Below are 15,857 nucleotides of genomic sequence, written 5' to 3' on the forward strand. Positions count from 1 at the left end.
GTTTCCAACCTGTACGGCCCAGATTCGCTGGACCTCATCAGTGAGGTGCGTCATGGCTTACGAGCAAATTCTTCAGGGTGGAACTTCCGATAACGACCCTGACAGACCCATTCCCGATAGGGACGATCCGTCGATGGATCACGATGCACCACCCGGCATGGATCCTTCGCGAGACCCGACCGATACGGACGTTGATCGTCCAGAAGACTGGAGGGACCCTGCTCTGGACCCGGATCTGGATGACGACATTCCGGCGCCGGATGAAGAAACGCCATTGTCCGACGACAGGCGATAAACGAAACCCGGCCGATGTGCCTAATGCCGGTAAGTTAAGCGCAATCCATGTGGGAGCGGGCTTGCTCGCGAAGACGGCGGCACAATCAACATTGATGTCGCCTGATACATCGCCTTCGCGAGCAAGCCCGCTCCCACAGTGACCTCATGAACATCGGAGATCACCTGTAGGAGCGAGGCTTGCCCGCGAAGGCGCCAGACGCATCAACACCAATCAGCGATCAAACACTGGCCACTTGAATCCCAAAAAACCGCCGCTCCAGATTCAACGCCAACACACTGACCAGCACCACCACCGCACCCACCACCACCATCAACGTCGGCTGCTCGCCCAAGCCAACAGACGCAATGGCCATCGCAGTAGGTGGAATCAGATACATCGTCATCGTCGCCCGGCTCAAGTCCACATGAGTCAACACAAACGCCCAGCCCAGGTAGGCGAGGGCGCTGGGAAACACGCCCAATGCAACCACTGCCCATTGCACATGAAGCGGCGCGCTGACGATTTCGCTCGCCAGTCCCGGCAGATAAATCAGCAACAATGCCGTCCCCGACCAGACGGTGTAGCAGACCAGCGTCAACCCGTCATAGCGCCCGGACTGATGCTTCTGCAACGCAAAGTAGAAACTCCAAGACACTGCCGCCAGCAAAATAAGCAAGCCGCGAGCGTCGATGCTCCCCACTCCATGATCACCGGCCACCACAATTACCACGCCGGTCAAACCCAGCAACACGCAGCCCCAGCGCCACACGCTCACTCGGTCCTTGAATACGAAACGCGCCAGCAGCGTGCTGAACAACGGCGTGGTTTGCGCCAGCACACTGGACGCCCCGGCGCTGACCCCTTGCTGGCCGAAATTCAGTGCGACGTGATGCAGGCTCACGGCAAAGAAACCGAGCACGATCAGCAGCGGCCAGTCGCGCAGGTTAGGCAGGCGGATGCCTCGGAACACGGCGAGCACCGCCATGAACACCGATGCCACCAAAAACCGCAGCAGCGCCAGATGCCCCGGGTCATAGGCCTGCAAACCGATATGAATACCGGTCGGGGAATACCCCCAGCAGGCGACGACAAACGCCATCGCCAGAATGATTTTGACGGAGAGATGAGAGGAGGGTGTGAGTGGCTTCATGGTCGGGCACCTGTGGGCGTATGCACCGAGTATCGGAAGCCTGACCGTTCGCCACAACTGACTTATACTGCGCCAACTATTCACTTTGGGTGATGTATGGAGCTGGCGCAGATTCGCATGTTCAAGACCGTCGCCGACGTCGGCAGCATCGCCCGGGCGGCTGAGTTGCTGCACTGTGTGCCGTCGAACATCACAGCGCGCATCAAGTCGCTGGAAACCGAGCTGGGTGTCGCGTTGTTTCTGCGCGAAGGCCGAGGGTTACGAATCAGCCCGGCGGGGCAGACCTTTCTGGCTTACGCCTCGAAAATTCTCGCGCTGACGGCTGAAGCCAAACGCGCACTGGATCCCTCAGCCGAGCCATCCGGGCCGCTGCGCATCGGCGCTATCGAATCGTCGGCGACCGGTCGATTGCCGCGTTTACTGGCCAAGTTTCACAAGCGCTATCCCGGCGTTGCGCTGGAACTGACCACCGGCAGTTGGGGGCAATTGCTCGATGACACGCTCAATCACCGGCTCGACGGCGCGATCGTCGCGGTGGATGTCGAGCGTTCACATCTCAAGCGCACGCCGATGTACCGCGAAGAGCTGCTGCTGATTGCGTCGACGTCGTTGGGGCCGGTGCGCGATATCGCCGATTTGCAGGACAAGACCGTCTTCATGTGGCCTCAGGGTTGTCCTTATCGGGCGGCGCTGGAACATTGGTTGTTGCGTCAAGGGCAGGCGTTGCCGATTGTCAGTCTGGCCAGTTATGGCGCGATTGTCGGCTGCGTCAGCGCCGGGGCCGGCGTCGCGCTGGTGCCTAAAGGGATCTTCGATCAGTACGCCAAAGGGGCGGGGTGCGCGGGGTATGAGTTCCCCGAGCTGACGGCTATCGACAACCTGTTTTACTGGCATGAAAACGCCGGGGTTCACCCGGCGCGAGAGGCGTTTGTGGCGATGTTGCGCGAGGAGTTTGCCTGACCATTTGTGGTGAAGCAGCTTGCTGTGGTGAGGGGGCTTGCCCTAATAGCGGTAAGTTAAGACGCAGAATCTGTGGGAGCGTGGCTTGCCCGCGAAGAACGATGACACGTAATACCTGAAAAACCGCGGTGCATTCTTCGCGGGCAAGCCACGCTCCCACAAGGTTCTCGGCGCTCAAATTATCTAACTCACGCTGACATCCCGCATCAACAACCCAAAACGCAAATCCACCGCATCCGGAATCGGCAAATACACCGTGTGCCCATCCCCCGGCGCCACTTCAATCGCCTCGCCTTTGACGTTCTGCAGCTGATGCAAATCGAAGTGGAAGTTGCCTTGGGGCGTCATCAGTTCCAGGTGATCACCCAGACCAAAGCGATTCTTCACCCGCACCTCGGCCAGTCGATCCCGGCGTTCACCGGTCAACTCGCCCACGAACTGTTGGCGCTCTGAAACCGAGCTGCCGTTCTGATAATTTTGATATTCGTCATGCACATGCCTGCGCAGAAAGCCTTCTGTGTAGCCGCGCTGCGCCAGGGATTCCAGATCGGTCATCAAGCTGCGATCAAACGCCCGGCCAGCCACCGCATCATCGATCGCGCGGCGATACACCTGGGTGGTGCGCGCGCAATAGAAGTGCGATTTGGTCCGGCCTTCGATCTTCAATGAATGCACGCCCATCTGCGTCAGGCGCTCGACGTGCTGGACGGCACGCAGGTCTTTGGCGTTCATGATGTAGGTGCCGTGTTCATCCTCGAATGCCGGCATCAATTCGTCAGGGCGATTGGCTTCTTGCAACAGGAATACTTGATCGGTCGGCGCGCCGATGCCCAGGGTCGGTTCGGGTCGGAACTGCTGAACGATTTCGCCGAGCTGATTTTCGCTGGCCGGGGTCGCCGAGTATTTCCAGCGACAGGCGTTGGTGCAACTGCCCTGATTGGCGTCGCGCTTGTTCATGTAGCCCGACAACAGACAGCGCCCGGAATAGGCCATGCACAACGCGCCGTGCACAAACACTTCCAGCTCCATCGCCGGGACGTGCTTGCGGATTTCGGCGATTTCTTCCAGCGACAGTTCGCGGGACAGGATGATCCGGCTCAAGCCCTGTTGCTGCCAGAACTCGACGCTGGCCCAGTTCACCGTGTTGGCCTGCACTGAGAGGTGGATCGGCATCTGCGGGAAGTGCCGGCGCACCAGCATGATCAGGCCCGGGTCGGACATGATCAGCGCGTCCGGCGCCATGGCGATCACCGGTTCCAGATCCTTCAAGAACGTTTTGAGCTTGGCGTTGTGCGGGGCGATGTTCACCACCACATAGAAGCGCTTGCCCTGAGCCTGGGCCTCGGCGATGCCAAGCGCGAGGTTGGCGTGATCGAATTCATTGTTGCGCACCCGCAGGCTGTAGCGCGGCTGGCCGGCGTACACCGCGTCGGCGCCGTAGGCGAAGGCATAACGCATGTTTTTCAGGGTGCCGGCAGGGGCGAGCAGTTCCGGGGGCGTGAGCGTCATGGCGCTGGTCATGGCAGTGTCGATCGCAAAAGCCGGCAAGGGTAAGCGGCTTGCCCGCGGGGTTTATTGATCTGGATCTATGCTTGATGAATAAACGGATGGCACTCGCGCGAGCCGTGGCGGACTAAATATCAGGACGCGCAAACGGCGCCCCTGCGCACTGACATGGATCGGACATGAACGAAACGAAACTGCAAAACACATCGTTGATGGTCTTGCTGACGCTGGTGAGCATCGCCTTTATCTGGATTCTGCTGCCGTTCTATGGCGCGGTGTTCTGGGCGGTCATCCTTGGCATTCTGTTTGCGCCCTTGCAGCATCAGTTGCAGTTGAGGTTCGGCTGGCCACGCGACCTGACGGCCTTGTGCACCTTGATTCTCTGTGTGCTGATCGCCATCTTGCCGGTGATCACCATCAGTACCTTGCTGGTTCAGGAAGGCGCGTCGCTGTACAGCAGAATCGAAAGCGGCGAACTGGACATTGCCGGGTATGTGTCACAGTTCAAGCAAAGCCTGCCGCCGTACGTTCAAAACTTGCTCGATCGTTTCGGCATGGGCGAGCTGGCCGGGCTACGGGAAAAAATCATCAAGAGCACTATGCAAGGCAGCCAGTTTGTCGCGACCAAGGCGTTCAGTTTTGGTCAGGGAACGTTCGAATTCGTGGTGGGCTTCTTCGTCATGCTGTATCTGTTGTTTTTCTTCCTGCGGGACGGCTCCGAACTGGCGCGCAAAGTACGTGCGGCCATACCGCTGGAAGATAACCAGAAGCGCCGCTTGCAGCTCAAGTTCAATCGTGTGGTGCGGGCCACGGTGAAGGGCAATGTGGTGGTGGCGATCACACAAGGTGCGTTGGGCGGTTTTATCTTCTGGTATCTGGGTATCCCGAGCGTTTTGCTCTGGGCGGTGTTGATGGCGTTTCTGTCGCTGTTACCGTTGGTGGGAGCGGGGATTGTCTGGATACCAGTGGCGGCATACTTCCTGCTCAGCGGGGCGATCTGGCAGGGCACGGTGCTGGTGTTGTTCGGGATATTTGTGATCGGCCTGGTGGACAATGTCTTGCGGCCGATGCTGGTGGGCAAGGACACCAAAATGCCCGACTACTTGATCCTCATCTCGACCCTGGGTGGCCTGGCGATTTTCGGCCTGAACGGTTTTGTCATCGGGCCGTTGATTGCTGCGTTGTTCGTGTCGAGCTGGGCAATTTTCGTCGATGCCAAGCCGCGGGTTCAGTTGCCTTAAGCACTGAGCTGGCCTGAACCGATACGTTGCGACAGGGCTTGGGCGGCGGGAAGCGAAGTGAGCGGACCGCTGATCGGTTCGCCGTCCTGCACCAGATACCAACAGGCAAGCAATCCTCGCGCTCTGAGCTGTGCGGGAACGGCGCTGCCGATGACGGACATGATCTGAACCTGAGCCATAAGTACCTCCATTAATCTATGGAGCTACCTTACGGATTGGACGCTTGAACGGACAATCAACGCTTTCGATAGTCGTCATTGATGCCAATGAGTTCTGCGGTCAATCCACCACTTGATCGAGCATATGCACCACTTCCTGCTCATTGAGCAGGCCTTTGCGCACCAGGTTTTCTGCCAGCAGCGAGAGGAATTTTGCGCTGCGATGGCCTTCCAGGTGTTTGAGTTCGGTCAGTGCGTTGTACACCTTGCCGGAAGTGCACAAGCCGACAATGCGATGCGGGTTTTGTGTGGGCATGAAGGTCGTCCTTGTTTTTATCAACCTGTTGTTTACGGACAGATCCAAGCTTGCGGACCTGACATGACATAAATATGACCAACTTTACCGGTCGGTACTGTCTCGACAGCGACCTTGGCGAGATTTATTCAGACCTCCTCCTGCCAATGGTCACAAAAAAGGCCCCGCTTTTAAGCGGGGCCTGATGAGCGTGTTACCAGCGGTCGCCACGATAATAACCATGGGGAGGGCCGTAATAGCCGCGTGGTGGGCCGTAACCGCGTGGCGGCCCGTAGTAAACCGGTGCAGGGCGGTAATAGATGGGTTGTTGCACGTACACCGGGGCTGGTTGGTAGTAGACCGGTGGCGGTTGCTGTATGTACACCGGCTGTGGCTGCACGTAAACCGGCTGCTCCACATACACTGGACGGTCGCGGCCGATTATTGCTGAGCCAATGATTGCCGAGCCGACGATCGCACCAAACACAGCCGGACCTTCCCAGCCGCCATGACCACGACCACCTGCTTCTGCCTGCCCTGCGATAGCGAGAGCACCGATCAGCAAGGCTACTGTGGGGATTTTACGGATCATGATAAGTCCTCGGTTCTTCGACCCGGCGCTCGCGTCTGCAATAGACACAAGTTGTCGCGGGGATACTTCTAAGACAGCATTTTTTTGAAAATCAGCACAGCCGTTGGGTAAATTTTGTGTAAGGTCTGTACCGGCTTCTTTACGGCTGTGTGCCAGGTGCAGACTGGCTTTTATGATCAATCAGAACCGGTGGAGTGGCTAATCCCGTCCATCCGAAAGTGCTATTGAAGGAGATTCCAATGCAGATGAACCCCAACAGAGACACTCAGCTGTGCATGTCACTCTCGGGGCGCCCCGGCAATTTTGGCCTGCGGTTTCATAACCATCTGTACGAACAACTGGGCTTGAATTTCTACTACAAAGCCTTCAGCAGCCAGGACTTGCCGGGCGCCGTTGGCGGCATCCGCGCCTTGGGAATCCGGGGTTGCGGGGTGTCAATGCCGTTCAAGGAAGCTTGTATCGCATTGGTCGATGAGCTGGATGCATCGGCTGAGGCTATTCAATCGATCAACACTATCGTCAACACCAACGGTCACCTCAAGGCTTACAACACCGATTACATCGCCATTGCCCAGTTGCTTGAAACCCATCAGGTTCCCAAGGATTCGACTTTTGCCCTGCGCGGCAGTGGCGGCATGGCCAAGGCTGTGGCCAGTGCCTTGCGTGATGGTGGCTACAAAAACGGCGTGATCGTGGCCCGTAACGAGCGTGCCGGGCGTGCTTTGGCTGAATCGTTGGGTTATCACTGGCAGGCGGAGTTGGGCACTCAACGCCCGCAAATGCTGATCAACGTCACGCCCATCGGCATGACCGGCGGGCCCGAAGCGGATCAACTGGCGTTCGAGCCTGACGCTATTGCTGCCGCTGAAACTGTCTTCGATGTGGTGGCGATCCCCTCGGAAACACCGTTGATCGTGCGCGGTCGTGCCGAAGGCAAACGGGTGATCACCGGGCTGGAAGTGATTGCGATCCAGGCGCTGGAACAGTTCGTGCTGTACACCGGCGTGCGGCCGACCGATGAACAGTTCCAGAAAGCTGTGGCGTTTGCCCGGAGCTGATCGTCCCGATTTTTATTGAATGTACTGGCCCCTTCGCGGGCCAGCCACCGTGACCGAGGTTTTCATGCATCCCGCCATTCTCAACCTGGATCAGGCCGAACTTTTACCGCTGCCCGAAGAATTTGCTCCCACCGGAGACGCTGCCGGCCGCTACCAACAACGCTTTGCCCGCATCGGCCAGCAATTGGGCGCGCAAAAGCTGGGTTATCGGTTGTACGCCCTGGAGCCAGGCATGCGCGGCAGTCCTTTTCATAGCCATCGGGTTAATGAAGAGATGTTCTACATCGTGGCCGGGGAAGGGGAGGTTCGCCTTGGCGCCGAACGCTTTCCGATCCGCGCCGGCGACGTGATCGCCTGCCCGGCGGGCGGTCCTGAAGCTGCGCACCAGATCATCAACACCAGCAACGGCGAATTGCGCTATCTGGCGGTCAGTAGCCAGCAATCACCGGACATTTGCGAATACCCGGATTCCGGCAAATACGTGGTGATGGACGACTTCAAGGTCGATGCCGAGGGCAATGCTTCGGGCTTCGTCGCCGTCGCCAGGCAGGCTGATGGCGTGGATTATTGGGATGGCGAGTAGCAACTTGGAGTGAACACGGACCTGTGGCGAGGGGGCTTGCCCCCGTTGGAGCGCGAAGCGCTCCCAAAACCACTCAGTGTATTACTTCAGAAAAAAACACAGTCATCGATTGACGACTGCTTCGCAGCCGAACGGGGGCAAGCCCCCTCGCCACAGAGGTCCGCCCTCTGGCTATTTATTCGAGACGTGCCAGTCGCTCTTCCAGTGCCGCAATCCGCGCTTCAAGCTCTTCGATTCGCTCAACCGACACACCGCCACTGGTGCCACGCTCCACCGGATTCTGCCGGGCAGCCAGGATCGCTTCGATATCCGCCGGATCGCCCAGCGCATGCATGTAACGGTCTTCGCGTTGACCAGCCTGGCGCGGGATCAACAGCGCCAGACCTCTGGCGATCAGGCGTTCCAGCTGATGCACCACCTGCTCGGCATCTTCGAAGTCATGCATGCGGCCGCTGCGGGTCAGCAGTTCGTTGACCGTCTGCGGGCCGCGCAGGAACAACAGCCCCGTCAAAATCACCTGCGCCGGCACCAGTTCCAGCGCTTTGTCGACCCGATGCTCCCAGCGGTCGGCACGGCTGCCCATCACCAGTCTGGTAAAACCACGACCTTCCAGAACGCGCAAGCTCTGGCCGACCTGGCCCTGGCTCAGGTTCATCACCGGTTCGCGGCTGGTTTTCTGGTTGCAGGCAATCACCAGCGCATTGAGCGTCAGCGGATAGGTTTCCGGGCTGGTGGCCTGTTTCTCGATCAACGAGCCCAGAATGCGAATTTCCGTACTGTTGAGCCGCGGTTCGTCGCAGGTCGTTTCTTGTTCAGTGCTCATCGCGCTTTTCCCTATGCAGTCGAAGCATGCAGTCGAAGCCGCCTAGCCTAATCCTTGCAGGATAAAAGACAAGCCGCAGGGCGGTCGGGCATGGCTATAATCGCTCCACGTTTTTACTCCTGTCACCACACGAGACCACCATGACTATTTCCCTGTACGCCGCTTCCGTTCCGGTTTTCCAGCAAATGCTCAATGCCCTGAGCAATAACCTGAGCAAGGCCGAAGCCCACGCTACCGCGAAAAACATTGATCCGAACGCGTTCCTGCAAGCCCGTCTGTACCCGGACATGTTCCCGCTGGTACGTCAGGTGCAGATCGCCGTTGATTTCGCCAAAGGCGTTTCGGCGCGTCTGGCTGAAGTCGAACTGCCGAAATATGACGACACCGAAACCACCTTCGCCGAACTGCAAGCGTTGATCGCCAAGGTCCTGGCCTTCATCGGCGAGATCAAGCCCGAGCAGATCGACGGCAAGGAAGGCATCGAGATCGTTACCCGTCCAGGCACGCCTAAAGAGAAACGCTTCACTGGCCAGGCTTACCTGCTGAGCTATGGTTTGCCGCAGTTCTTCTTCCACGTCACCACCGCTTACGCACTGCTGCGTCACAACGGTGTGGAAGTGGGCAAGCGCGATTACATGGGCGCGTTCTAAACCGCCCAGGCGCAAAAAAGCCCGCCAAGGTGTAAGCCTTGGCGGGCTTTTTCGTTTTGTCTTCTGTAGGAGCCAGGCTTGCCGACGAAATGTGGGAGCGGGCTTGCTCGCGAAGGCGGTGTATCAGGCAACGATGATGTCGACTGACACTCCGTCTTCGCGAGCAAGCCCGCTCCCACAGGTTCCGCGCCAGCTTGGCTCCTACAGGGGCGTTGTTACGCCAAGCGCTGAGCTTCCCGGGCTTTCTGGGTCTTCAGTTCTTCACCCTGACACGCGGCCGCGGTGAACAGCACGTCGGTGGAGGAGTTCAGCGCGGTTTCCGCCGAGTCCTGCAACACACCGATGATGAAACCGACCGCCACCACCTGCATGGCGATTTCACTCGGGATGCCGAACAGGCTGCACGCCAGCGGAATCAGCAACAGCGAACCGCCGGCCACGCCCGAGGCGCCACAGGCACAGATCGCCGCGACGATGCTGAGCAGGATGGCTGTCGGAATATCCACGGCGATGCCCAACGTGTGCACGGCAGCCAGGGTCAGCACGGTGATGGTGATCGCGGCACCGGCCATGTTGATGGTGGCGCCGAGCGGGATCGACACAGAATAGGTATCTTCGTGCAGGCCCAGGCGCTTGCTCAACTCCAGATTGACTGGAATGTTCGCCGCCGAACTGCGGGTGAAGAAGGCAGTAATACCGCTCTCGCGCAGGCAGGTGAGTACCAGCGGATACGGGTTGCGACGCAGCTTCCAGAACACGATGGCCGGGTTCATCACCAGTGCCACGAACAGCATGCAGCCCAGCAACACGGCCAGCAGATGCATGTAGCCGATCAAGGCGCCGAAACCGGAGGTGGCGAGGGTCGAGGCCACCAGGCCGAAGATCCCCAGCGGCGCAAAGCGAATCACCAGACGCACGATCAAGGTCACGCCATTGGATAGATCGCCCAGTACTTCGCGCGTCGTCTCGCCGGCATGGCGAATCGCAACACCCATGCCGATCGCCCAAGCGAGAATGCCGATGAAGTTGGCGTTCATCAGTGCGCTGACCGGGTTGTCGACCACGCTGAGCAACAGACTTTGCAGTACTTCGCTGATGCCGCCCGGTGCGGTTATCGCAACATCCTGAGTAGATAGCACCAGACTCGACGGGAACAGTGTACTGGCGATCACCGCCACCACGGCCGCCCCGAAAGTGCCCAGCAAATACAGAAACAGAATCGGCCGGATATGAGTTTCCTGGCCGTGCTTGTGGTTGGCAATCGAGGCCATGACCAGCACGAACACCAGAATCGGCGCGACAGCCTTGAGCGCCGACACGAACACTTTGCCAATGAAGGCGGTGGACTTGGCCAGCTCAGGCGCGAACAGCGCCAAGGCAATCCCGGCGATCAGGCCGATGATGATTTGCGTGACCAGGCTGCTGCGTTTCAGGCGTTGCAAGAGAGAAGGGGATGAAGCGGTCATAACGGCATCTCTGATTTTATTAGGGTGCAGGGTTCTGCTCATGCAGCAAAAAGCCGGGCAGGCCACATGGAGGGAACCGAAGGGTCGCTACATCAATGCCAATCAATGGCCGATGAGCAAAGTATAAGTACCGCGGGCCGCGGACTTTATCACAGCGTAGCCGTGATCCTTCAGACCTGTGACGATCTGCCACCCGATTGCTCAACGCGATTTGCAGGTTCGTGCAACCTCGTCCGGAAACACTCTGTTAAGCTTCGCCATCCTCATTTTCAAGTTCTGCCAGTGAGCCTTCGGGCTGTCGCTGGTGTCGTCGTTTTCCTGGAGTTTCTGCATGCTGTTGCCCATTCTTCTGTTGTCCGCCGCCGGTTTTACGGTGTTGACCACGGAATTCATCATCGTCGGCCTGTTGCCGGCAATCGCGCGTGATCTGGACGTCAGCATCCCTCAAGCGGGTTTGCTGGTGACCCTGTTCGCTTTTACCGTGGCCGCTTTCGGACCGTTCCTGACCGCCTACTTCGCCAGATTTGAACGCCGCAAACTGTTTATCAGTGTGCTGATCATGTTCGGCCTGGCCAACACGCTGGCGGCGCTGGCGCCGAACATCGGGGTGATGGCCATCGCCCGGTTGATTCCGGCGCTGGGGTTGCCGGTGTTCTGGGCGTTGGCCAGTGAAACCGCAGTGGACATCGTCGGGCCGGACTACGCCGGGCGGGCCATCTCCAAGATCGGTTTCGGCATTGTCTGCGCCACGGTGTTCGGCATTCCGGTGGGTACGCTGATTTCCGATGCGTTCGGCTGGCGCAGTGCTTTCGGCATTCTGGCGGTCATCGCGTTTGCCAAGGCGTTGCTGCTGTTTATCTACCTGCCGAAAACCAACCTGCACCAGCATCAAGTGAGCTTCCGTTCGCAGTTCAGAATCCTGCGTAGCCCGTTGATGCTGGGGCATGTGCTGTTATCGATCCTGGTGTTCAGCGGCATGTTCACCGCTTACACCTACCTGGCGGACATTCTTGAGCGGCTGGCCGGTTTCAACGGCACGGTGGTCGGTTGGTGCCTGATGGGCTTCGGTGCGGTCGGCTTGATCGGCAATTCATTGGGCGGTCGCGCGGTGGATCGGCATCCGCTAATCGCTTCAGTGACGTTCTGTGCCTTCATGATCGCCGGCATGGTGGCGTTGGTGCCGAACATTCATTCGCCCCTCGGTCTGGCGGCAGCGATGGGGATTTGGGGCGTGACTCAGGCCGCGCTGTTCCTGGTCAGCCACGTGCGCCTGATGAAGGCTGCGCCTGAGGCTCCGGCCTTTGCTGCATCGCTGAACATCGCCGGGGCCAACCTCGGAATCGGTCTGGGCGCGATGGTCGGTGGGCGGGTGATCGACAGTGTGGGCCTGGGCGGACTGGGTTTCGCGGCGGCTGGTTTTATCCTGGTCTCGATCCTGTTGGCGATGGCGCTGATGACCTTCAAACCTCGCGAAATCTACGCCTGACGCCTCACATCTCGACGAACAACTCGCGTCGGGCACCTTCGGTAATGGCGACAATGCCGGGGTGCTTGACCTTGCGTTCCACCGAGATGGCGTAGAACGACTCGCGCACCGCGTCGGTCTGACCGATCAGCTCCACGTCGCATTGGCGTTTCACTTCGTCGGCAATCACGCTCGGGCCGATGAATATCCCGCTGCCGGATTGGCCGAAGGCCTGCATCAAGGCGCTGTCGTCGAACTCGCCGACGATCCGCGGCTGGATCTGCTGTTCGGCAAACCAGCGTTGCAAGCGACTACGCACCACGGTTTCCGGTCCGGGAATCAGCAACGGGGCGCCGTGCAAGCTGCGGGGGAAGTCCTGGCCATATCGCGCGGCCAGATCAAAGGTGGCGAAGAAGCTGATGCCGCATTCACCGAGTTTCTGGCTGTAGCCCTTGATGTCCAGATTAGAGGGCATCGGGCTGTCGGAGATCACCAGATCAAGGCGTTGAATCGCCAGGTCGGCAAGCAAGCGTTCCAGTTTGTCTTCGCGACAGGTGATACGCAGGGGCTCGCTCAACTCCATGGTCGGAGCGATCAGGCGATAGACGATGGATTTGGGCACTACGTCGGCGACTCCTACCCGAAACAGGATTTGTTGTTCATTGGGCTGCGCCCGCAGCATCAACTCCAGTTCGCCCCCGAGCTGAAACATCTGCTCGGCGTAGGGCAGGGTCTGACGCCCGGCTTCGGTGAGTTCCAGCTGCCGGCCGACCCGACGAAACAACTCGATGCCATAGGTTTGCTCGAGCAGGGAAATCTGCCCGCTGATGGTCTGTGGCGTCAGGTTCAGTTGCTCGCAGGCGCGCACGATGCTGCCCGTCTTGGCCACCACCCAGAAGTAATGCAGCTGTCGATAATTAAGCATCTATTTATATTCCGGGGCAGGAGCTGCAGATGAAGATATGGATTCGTTAAAACCGAAGTATAGCCGCTAAAAATACGAATTTTCCTGAAGTGTTTGCTTCCTTAGAATGCCTCGCTATCGACGGATCGCCTTTCCGGTTCTGTCTGTTCTATTTGAGGGAAGCATCATGAAGCTTAAAACCACGGCACTGCTGATCACGTCTTTACTGGTGTTGGCCGGTTGCGACCAGGCCGAGAAAAGCGCTCAGCAATTGATGGGCAAGGCCGCCGAAACCGCCAAACAGGCGATTGACGATACCCATAAAGCGGCCGAGCAAGCGCTTAGCGATGCCACGAGCGGTTTGATCAGCAAGAAAGAACAACCGGCCAAAGAGACGGACAAACCCGAATCTTCGTCCCAGGAAATCTAAACCGTCTACAACGAGTCAGGACTGACCCATGGAATACCTTTTAGAACTTGCTGCAAGCCCCACTGCGTGGGTCGCCCTGGCCACGCTGGTGGTGATGGAAATCGTGCTCGGCATCGATAACCTGATCTTCATCTCGATCCTCACCAACAAGCTGCCCGAACAGCATCGCCAGAAGGCGCGGCGCATCGGTATCGGCATGGCGTTGATCCTGCGCCTGGCACTGTTGAGCACCATCGCGTTCATCGTCCAGTTGACGGAGCCTGTGATCGAGATTCTCGGCCACGCGTTCTCCTGGAAGGACATGATCCTGATTGCCGGTGGCCTGTTCCTGTTGTGGAAGGCGACCACCGAGATCCATCACAGCATGGACCCGGCGCCAGATGATCCGAAGTCGGCTACCTCGACCGTGACCCTGGGCTTTGCCGCTGCGATTGGTCAGATCCTGCTGCTGGACATGGTGTTCTCCATCGACAGCATCATTACCGCTGTCGGCATGACCGAGCATTTGCCGATCATGATCATCGCGGTGGTGGTGTCGGTACTGGTGATGTTGCTGGCGGCCGACCCTCTGGCCAAGTTCATCAACGACAACCCGACGGTAGTGATGCTGGCGCTGGGCTTCCTGATCATGATCGGCATGACGCTGATCGCCGAAGGTTTTGGCGCCCACGTACCGAAAGGCTACGTCTACGCGGCCATGGCGTTCTCGGCCACGATCGAAGGCTTGAACATGCTGTCGCGTCGGGCCAGGCAGAAGCGCATCGCCGCTGAAGCTTAACCATCGTTAAACGAAACGGCCGCCTGAACTCGAAAGAGTCCAGGCGGCCAATGAACCGCTTTTCGTAGGAGCCAGGCTTGCCGGCGAAGGCGTTCTTGAGGACGCCTTCGCCGGCAAGCCTGGCTCCTACATGTCCAATCAGTGCGCAGTGGCGGGGTGGGCAGCCGGCTGACCGGTTTTCGCCACAGGCGCCGATTGAACCGGGTGGCGATGGTGTCGGCGGGTAATACGCAAAACGCCCCACAGCATGGCGGTGGCCACGGCCAGCCAGCCGGAAATCAACATTACAATGGTCATTGTCAGGCTCATCAGTGCCTCCTCTTTGCCCTGCATCGGGCACACACTCATCCTTGGTAAAGGACAGTTTAGCCGCTGCTGTATTTCAGACAATTGACCAAAGGTCGCCTGTCACCAACCAGTTCGCTCTATCGAATGCAATCAACTGCCGGTTAAGGCTATACCGCTGCAGCGCGGCATCCTATGATCGACGGCAAAGCCAGGCGTGCGATTGCCTGGCGTCTGAACAAGAGAGTGATGATGGTGCGGGTATTTTCTCGAATTCGATCTTTGATGCTGATCGTTGGCTGCATCGCCGGCCTGGCTGGTTGTGCGGGGAGCGTGGCGCCTGAGATCAAGCGTCTGCCAGAGCGGGTCGAACTCAGCGGTACGTTTTACCGAGGGCAAAGTTATCAAAGCGGGCCCCAAGTGCTGGCCAGCCTGCTGTCCCGGCAGGGCATCGTGATAACCCCGGGGTTGCTCGACAAACCTCTGCATTTGCCGGGTGCCGAAGATCGCTTGCAGCAGAACATGCAGAACCTCGCGCGCGAGTACGGGATGGTGGTCTATCCCCTCGACAGCCATTTGCCGGCGCTGCTGACCCAGGTTGCGGCCGGTTATCCGGTAATGGTGCGCTTCACCGAAGGCTCGGCATTCTGGGCGGAGCCCCGGTACGCCATTCTCGCCGGTTACAACCGTCAGAAGCAGACCGTGCTGCTGCGCGCCGGGATGGATCGTCGGTTGCTGATGGGGTTCAGTTCCTTTGAATCAGCATTCGAGAATGCCGGCGGTTGGGCCATATTGATCCAGAAGCCGGACCAGATTCCGGCCAATGTCGATCAGCAGCGCTGGCTGAAAGCGGCGAGCGATCTTGCCCAGTCAGGTCAGGAGCAGGCGGCAGCCCGGGCGAAGAAGGCGCTGACCACGAAGTAAGTTTCCGCTCGTCATCGGCATGGCACCGCCACGCTATGCTGAAGTCTCAAGTAGAGGGCCCGGATTTTTCCGGGACCCTGAACAGGAGGCGCCATGGCACATTCCAATACCCCCACCGGCCCGCACTCGTCTGAGCATTCGTCCGATACTGAGTTGGGGTTCGACCCCGATTCTCCGGACGTTGCCGATCCTCAGGTCGATCCCATCGGGCCCGCCAAGGCGCCCAGGGATATAAAGCCGGGTGAGGAGGGCAAGAAGGCCCCGGCGAAGCCTTACGATCCACTTGGCGATCTGAAACCCAAGTCCTAATGT

20 protein-coding genes are annotated in these 15,857 nt (G+C 58.8%); 11 read left to right on the forward strand and 9 right to left on the reverse strand.

What is annotated here, in order from left to right:
• Positions 1 to 52 precede the first annotated feature (52 nt).
• Positions 53 to 295: a hypothetical protein gene (locus TU81_RS23865; protein ID WP_038982386.1), complete on the forward strand. Its 243-nt coding sequence runs from the start codon at positions 53 to 55 to the stop codon at positions 293 to 295.
• Positions 296 to 515: 220 nt separating this feature from the next.
• On the opposite strand, the gene TU81_RS23870 is transcribed toward TU81_RS23865, so the two are convergent.
• Positions 516 to 1,427 carry a DMT family transporter gene (locus TU81_RS23870; protein WP_048396809.1) on the reverse strand — a complete coding sequence of 304 codons (912 nt, stop codon included), beginning with the start codon at positions 1,425 to 1,427 and terminating at the stop codon, positions 516 to 518.
• A 96-nt stretch (positions 1,428 to 1,523) separates the two neighbouring features.
• Between TU81_RS23870 and TU81_RS23875 the strand changes: the two genes are divergently transcribed.
• A complete protein-coding gene (locus tag TU81_RS23875; RefSeq protein WP_038982388.1) occupies positions 1,524 to 2,387 on the forward strand; it encodes a LysR family transcriptional regulator in 864 nt (287 codons plus the stop codon).
• Between the two features lie 183 nt (positions 2,388 to 2,570).
• Here the strand turns inward: TU81_RS23875 and trhP are convergent, their stop codons facing one another.
• Positions 2,571 to 3,896, reverse strand: a complete 1,326-nt coding sequence (gene trhP, locus TU81_RS23880) for a prephenate-dependent tRNA uridine(34) hydroxylase TrhP (RefSeq protein ID WP_048396951.1) — start codon at positions 3,894 to 3,896, stop codon at positions 2,571 to 2,573.
• 176 nt (positions 3,897 to 4,072) lie between these two features.
• On the opposite strand from trhP, the gene TU81_RS23885 reads away from it, so the two are divergent.
• Complete coding sequence (locus TU81_RS23885; RefSeq protein ID WP_038982389.1) at positions 4,073 to 5,134, forward strand: AI-2E family transporter; 1,062 nt, start codon at positions 4,073 to 4,075, stop codon at positions 5,132 to 5,134.
• On the opposite strand, the gene TU81_RS23890 is transcribed toward TU81_RS23885, so the two are convergent.
• The 3 genes from TU81_RS23890 to TU81_RS23900 form a co-directional block, all read right to left on the reverse strand.
• The gene (locus TU81_RS23890) at positions 5,131 to 5,313 is read right to left on the reverse strand and encodes a hypothetical protein (RefSeq protein WP_038982390.1); all 183 of its coding nucleotides are present in this window, start codon (positions 5,311 to 5,313) and stop codon (positions 5,131 to 5,133) included. The two genes, TU81_RS23885 and TU81_RS23890, sit on opposite strands and share 4 nt — an antisense overlap.
• Positions 5,314 to 5,413: 100 nt before the next feature.
• A complete protein-coding gene (locus TU81_RS23895) occupies positions 5,414 to 5,608 on the reverse strand; it encodes a hypothetical protein (protein WP_030131554.1) in 195 nt (64 codons plus the stop codon).
• Between the two features lie 193 nt (positions 5,609 to 5,801).
• Positions 5,802 to 6,179, reverse strand: a complete 378-nt coding sequence (locus TU81_RS23900; RefSeq protein ID WP_038982391.1) for a hypothetical protein — start codon at positions 6,177 to 6,179, stop codon at positions 5,802 to 5,804.
• Positions 6,180 to 6,418: 239 nt separating this feature from the next.
• Here TU81_RS23900 and TU81_RS23905 point away from each other — a divergent pair, with 239 nt between their 5' ends.
• Both TU81_RS23905 and TU81_RS23910 read left to right on the forward strand, forming a co-directional pair.
• The gene (locus TU81_RS23905; protein ID WP_048396813.1) at positions 6,419 to 7,237 is read left to right on the forward strand and encodes a shikimate 5-dehydrogenase; all 819 of its coding nucleotides are present in this window, start codon (positions 6,419 to 6,421) and stop codon (positions 7,235 to 7,237) included.
• Between the two features lie 64 nt (positions 7,238 to 7,301).
• Positions 7,302 to 7,820: a cupin domain-containing protein gene (locus TU81_RS23910; RefSeq protein ID WP_038982393.1), complete on the forward strand. Its 519-nt coding sequence runs from the start codon at positions 7,302 to 7,304 to the stop codon at positions 7,818 to 7,820.
• 175 nt (positions 7,821 to 7,995) lie between these two features.
• Here the strand turns inward: TU81_RS23910 and TU81_RS23915 are convergent, their stop codons facing one another.
• Entirely contained in the window at positions 7,996 to 8,643 is a 648-nt protein-coding gene (locus TU81_RS23915) for a YceH family protein (RefSeq protein WP_048396815.1), read from the reverse strand.
• A 140-nt stretch (positions 8,644 to 8,783) separates the two neighbouring features.
• Here TU81_RS23915 and TU81_RS23920 point away from each other — a divergent pair, with 140 nt between their 5' ends.
• On the forward strand, positions 8,784 to 9,293 hold the full coding sequence (locus TU81_RS23920) for a DUF1993 domain-containing protein (protein WP_007901777.1): 510 nt from the start codon (positions 8,784 to 8,786) through the stop codon (positions 9,291 to 9,293).
• Between the two features lie 215 nt (positions 9,294 to 9,508).
• Here TU81_RS23920 and sstT read toward each other — a convergent pair whose 3' ends face one another.
• Positions 9,509 to 10,759 (reverse strand): serine/threonine transporter SstT, encoded by a 1,251-nt coding sequence (sstT, locus tag TU81_RS23925; RefSeq protein WP_038982396.1) that lies wholly within the window; start codon positions 10,757 to 10,759, stop codon positions 9,509 to 9,511.
• Positions 10,760 to 11,090: 331 nt separating this feature from the next.
• Here sstT and TU81_RS23930 point away from each other — a divergent pair, with 331 nt between their 5' ends.
• A complete protein-coding gene (locus TU81_RS23930; protein WP_038982397.1) occupies positions 11,091 to 12,245 on the forward strand; it encodes an MFS transporter in 1,155 nt (384 codons plus the stop codon).
• A gap of 4 nt (positions 12,246 to 12,249) precedes the next feature.
• Here TU81_RS23930 and nhaR read toward each other — a convergent pair whose 3' ends face one another.
• On the reverse strand, positions 12,250 to 13,149 hold the full coding sequence (nhaR, locus tag TU81_RS23935; RefSeq protein ID WP_038982398.1) for a transcriptional activator NhaR: 900 nt from the start codon (positions 13,147 to 13,149) through the stop codon (positions 12,250 to 12,252).
• A 166-nt stretch (positions 13,150 to 13,315) separates the two neighbouring features.
• On the opposite strand from nhaR, the gene TU81_RS23940 reads away from it, so the two are divergent.
• Positions 13,316 to 13,558 (forward strand): hypothetical protein, encoded by a 243-nt coding sequence (locus tag TU81_RS23940; RefSeq protein WP_048396818.1) that lies wholly within the window; start codon positions 13,316 to 13,318, stop codon positions 13,556 to 13,558.
• A 28-nt stretch (positions 13,559 to 13,586) separates the two neighbouring features.
• Positions 13,587 to 14,336 carry a TerC family protein gene (locus TU81_RS23945; RefSeq protein ID WP_048396819.1) on the forward strand — a complete coding sequence of 250 codons (750 nt, stop codon included), beginning with the start codon at positions 13,587 to 13,589 and terminating at the stop codon, positions 14,334 to 14,336.
• Positions 14,337 to 14,474: 138 nt separating this feature from the next.
• Here the strand turns inward: TU81_RS23945 and TU81_RS23950 are convergent, their stop codons facing one another.
• Positions 14,475 to 14,645 (reverse strand): hypothetical protein, encoded by a 171-nt coding sequence (locus tag TU81_RS23950; protein WP_173667522.1) that lies wholly within the window; start codon positions 14,643 to 14,645, stop codon positions 14,475 to 14,477.
• Positions 14,646 to 14,816: 171 nt separating this feature from the next.
• Here TU81_RS23950 and TU81_RS23955 point away from each other — a divergent pair, with 171 nt between their 5' ends.
• Entirely contained in the window at positions 14,817 to 15,545 is a 729-nt protein-coding gene (locus TU81_RS23955) for a cysteine peptidase family C39 domain-containing protein (protein WP_048396823.1), read from the forward strand.
• A 93-nt stretch (positions 15,546 to 15,638) separates the two neighbouring features.
• A complete protein-coding gene (locus TU81_RS23960; RefSeq protein ID WP_038982402.1) occupies positions 15,639 to 15,854 on the forward strand; it encodes a DUF6021 family protein in 216 nt (71 codons plus the stop codon).
• Positions 15,855 to 15,857: the final 3 nt, after the last annotated feature.

The organism is Pseudomonas lini (assembly GCF_001042905.1).
GTDB classification, from domain to species: Bacteria; Pseudomonadota; Gammaproteobacteria; order Pseudomonadales; family Pseudomonadaceae; genus Aquipseudomonas; species Aquipseudomonas lini.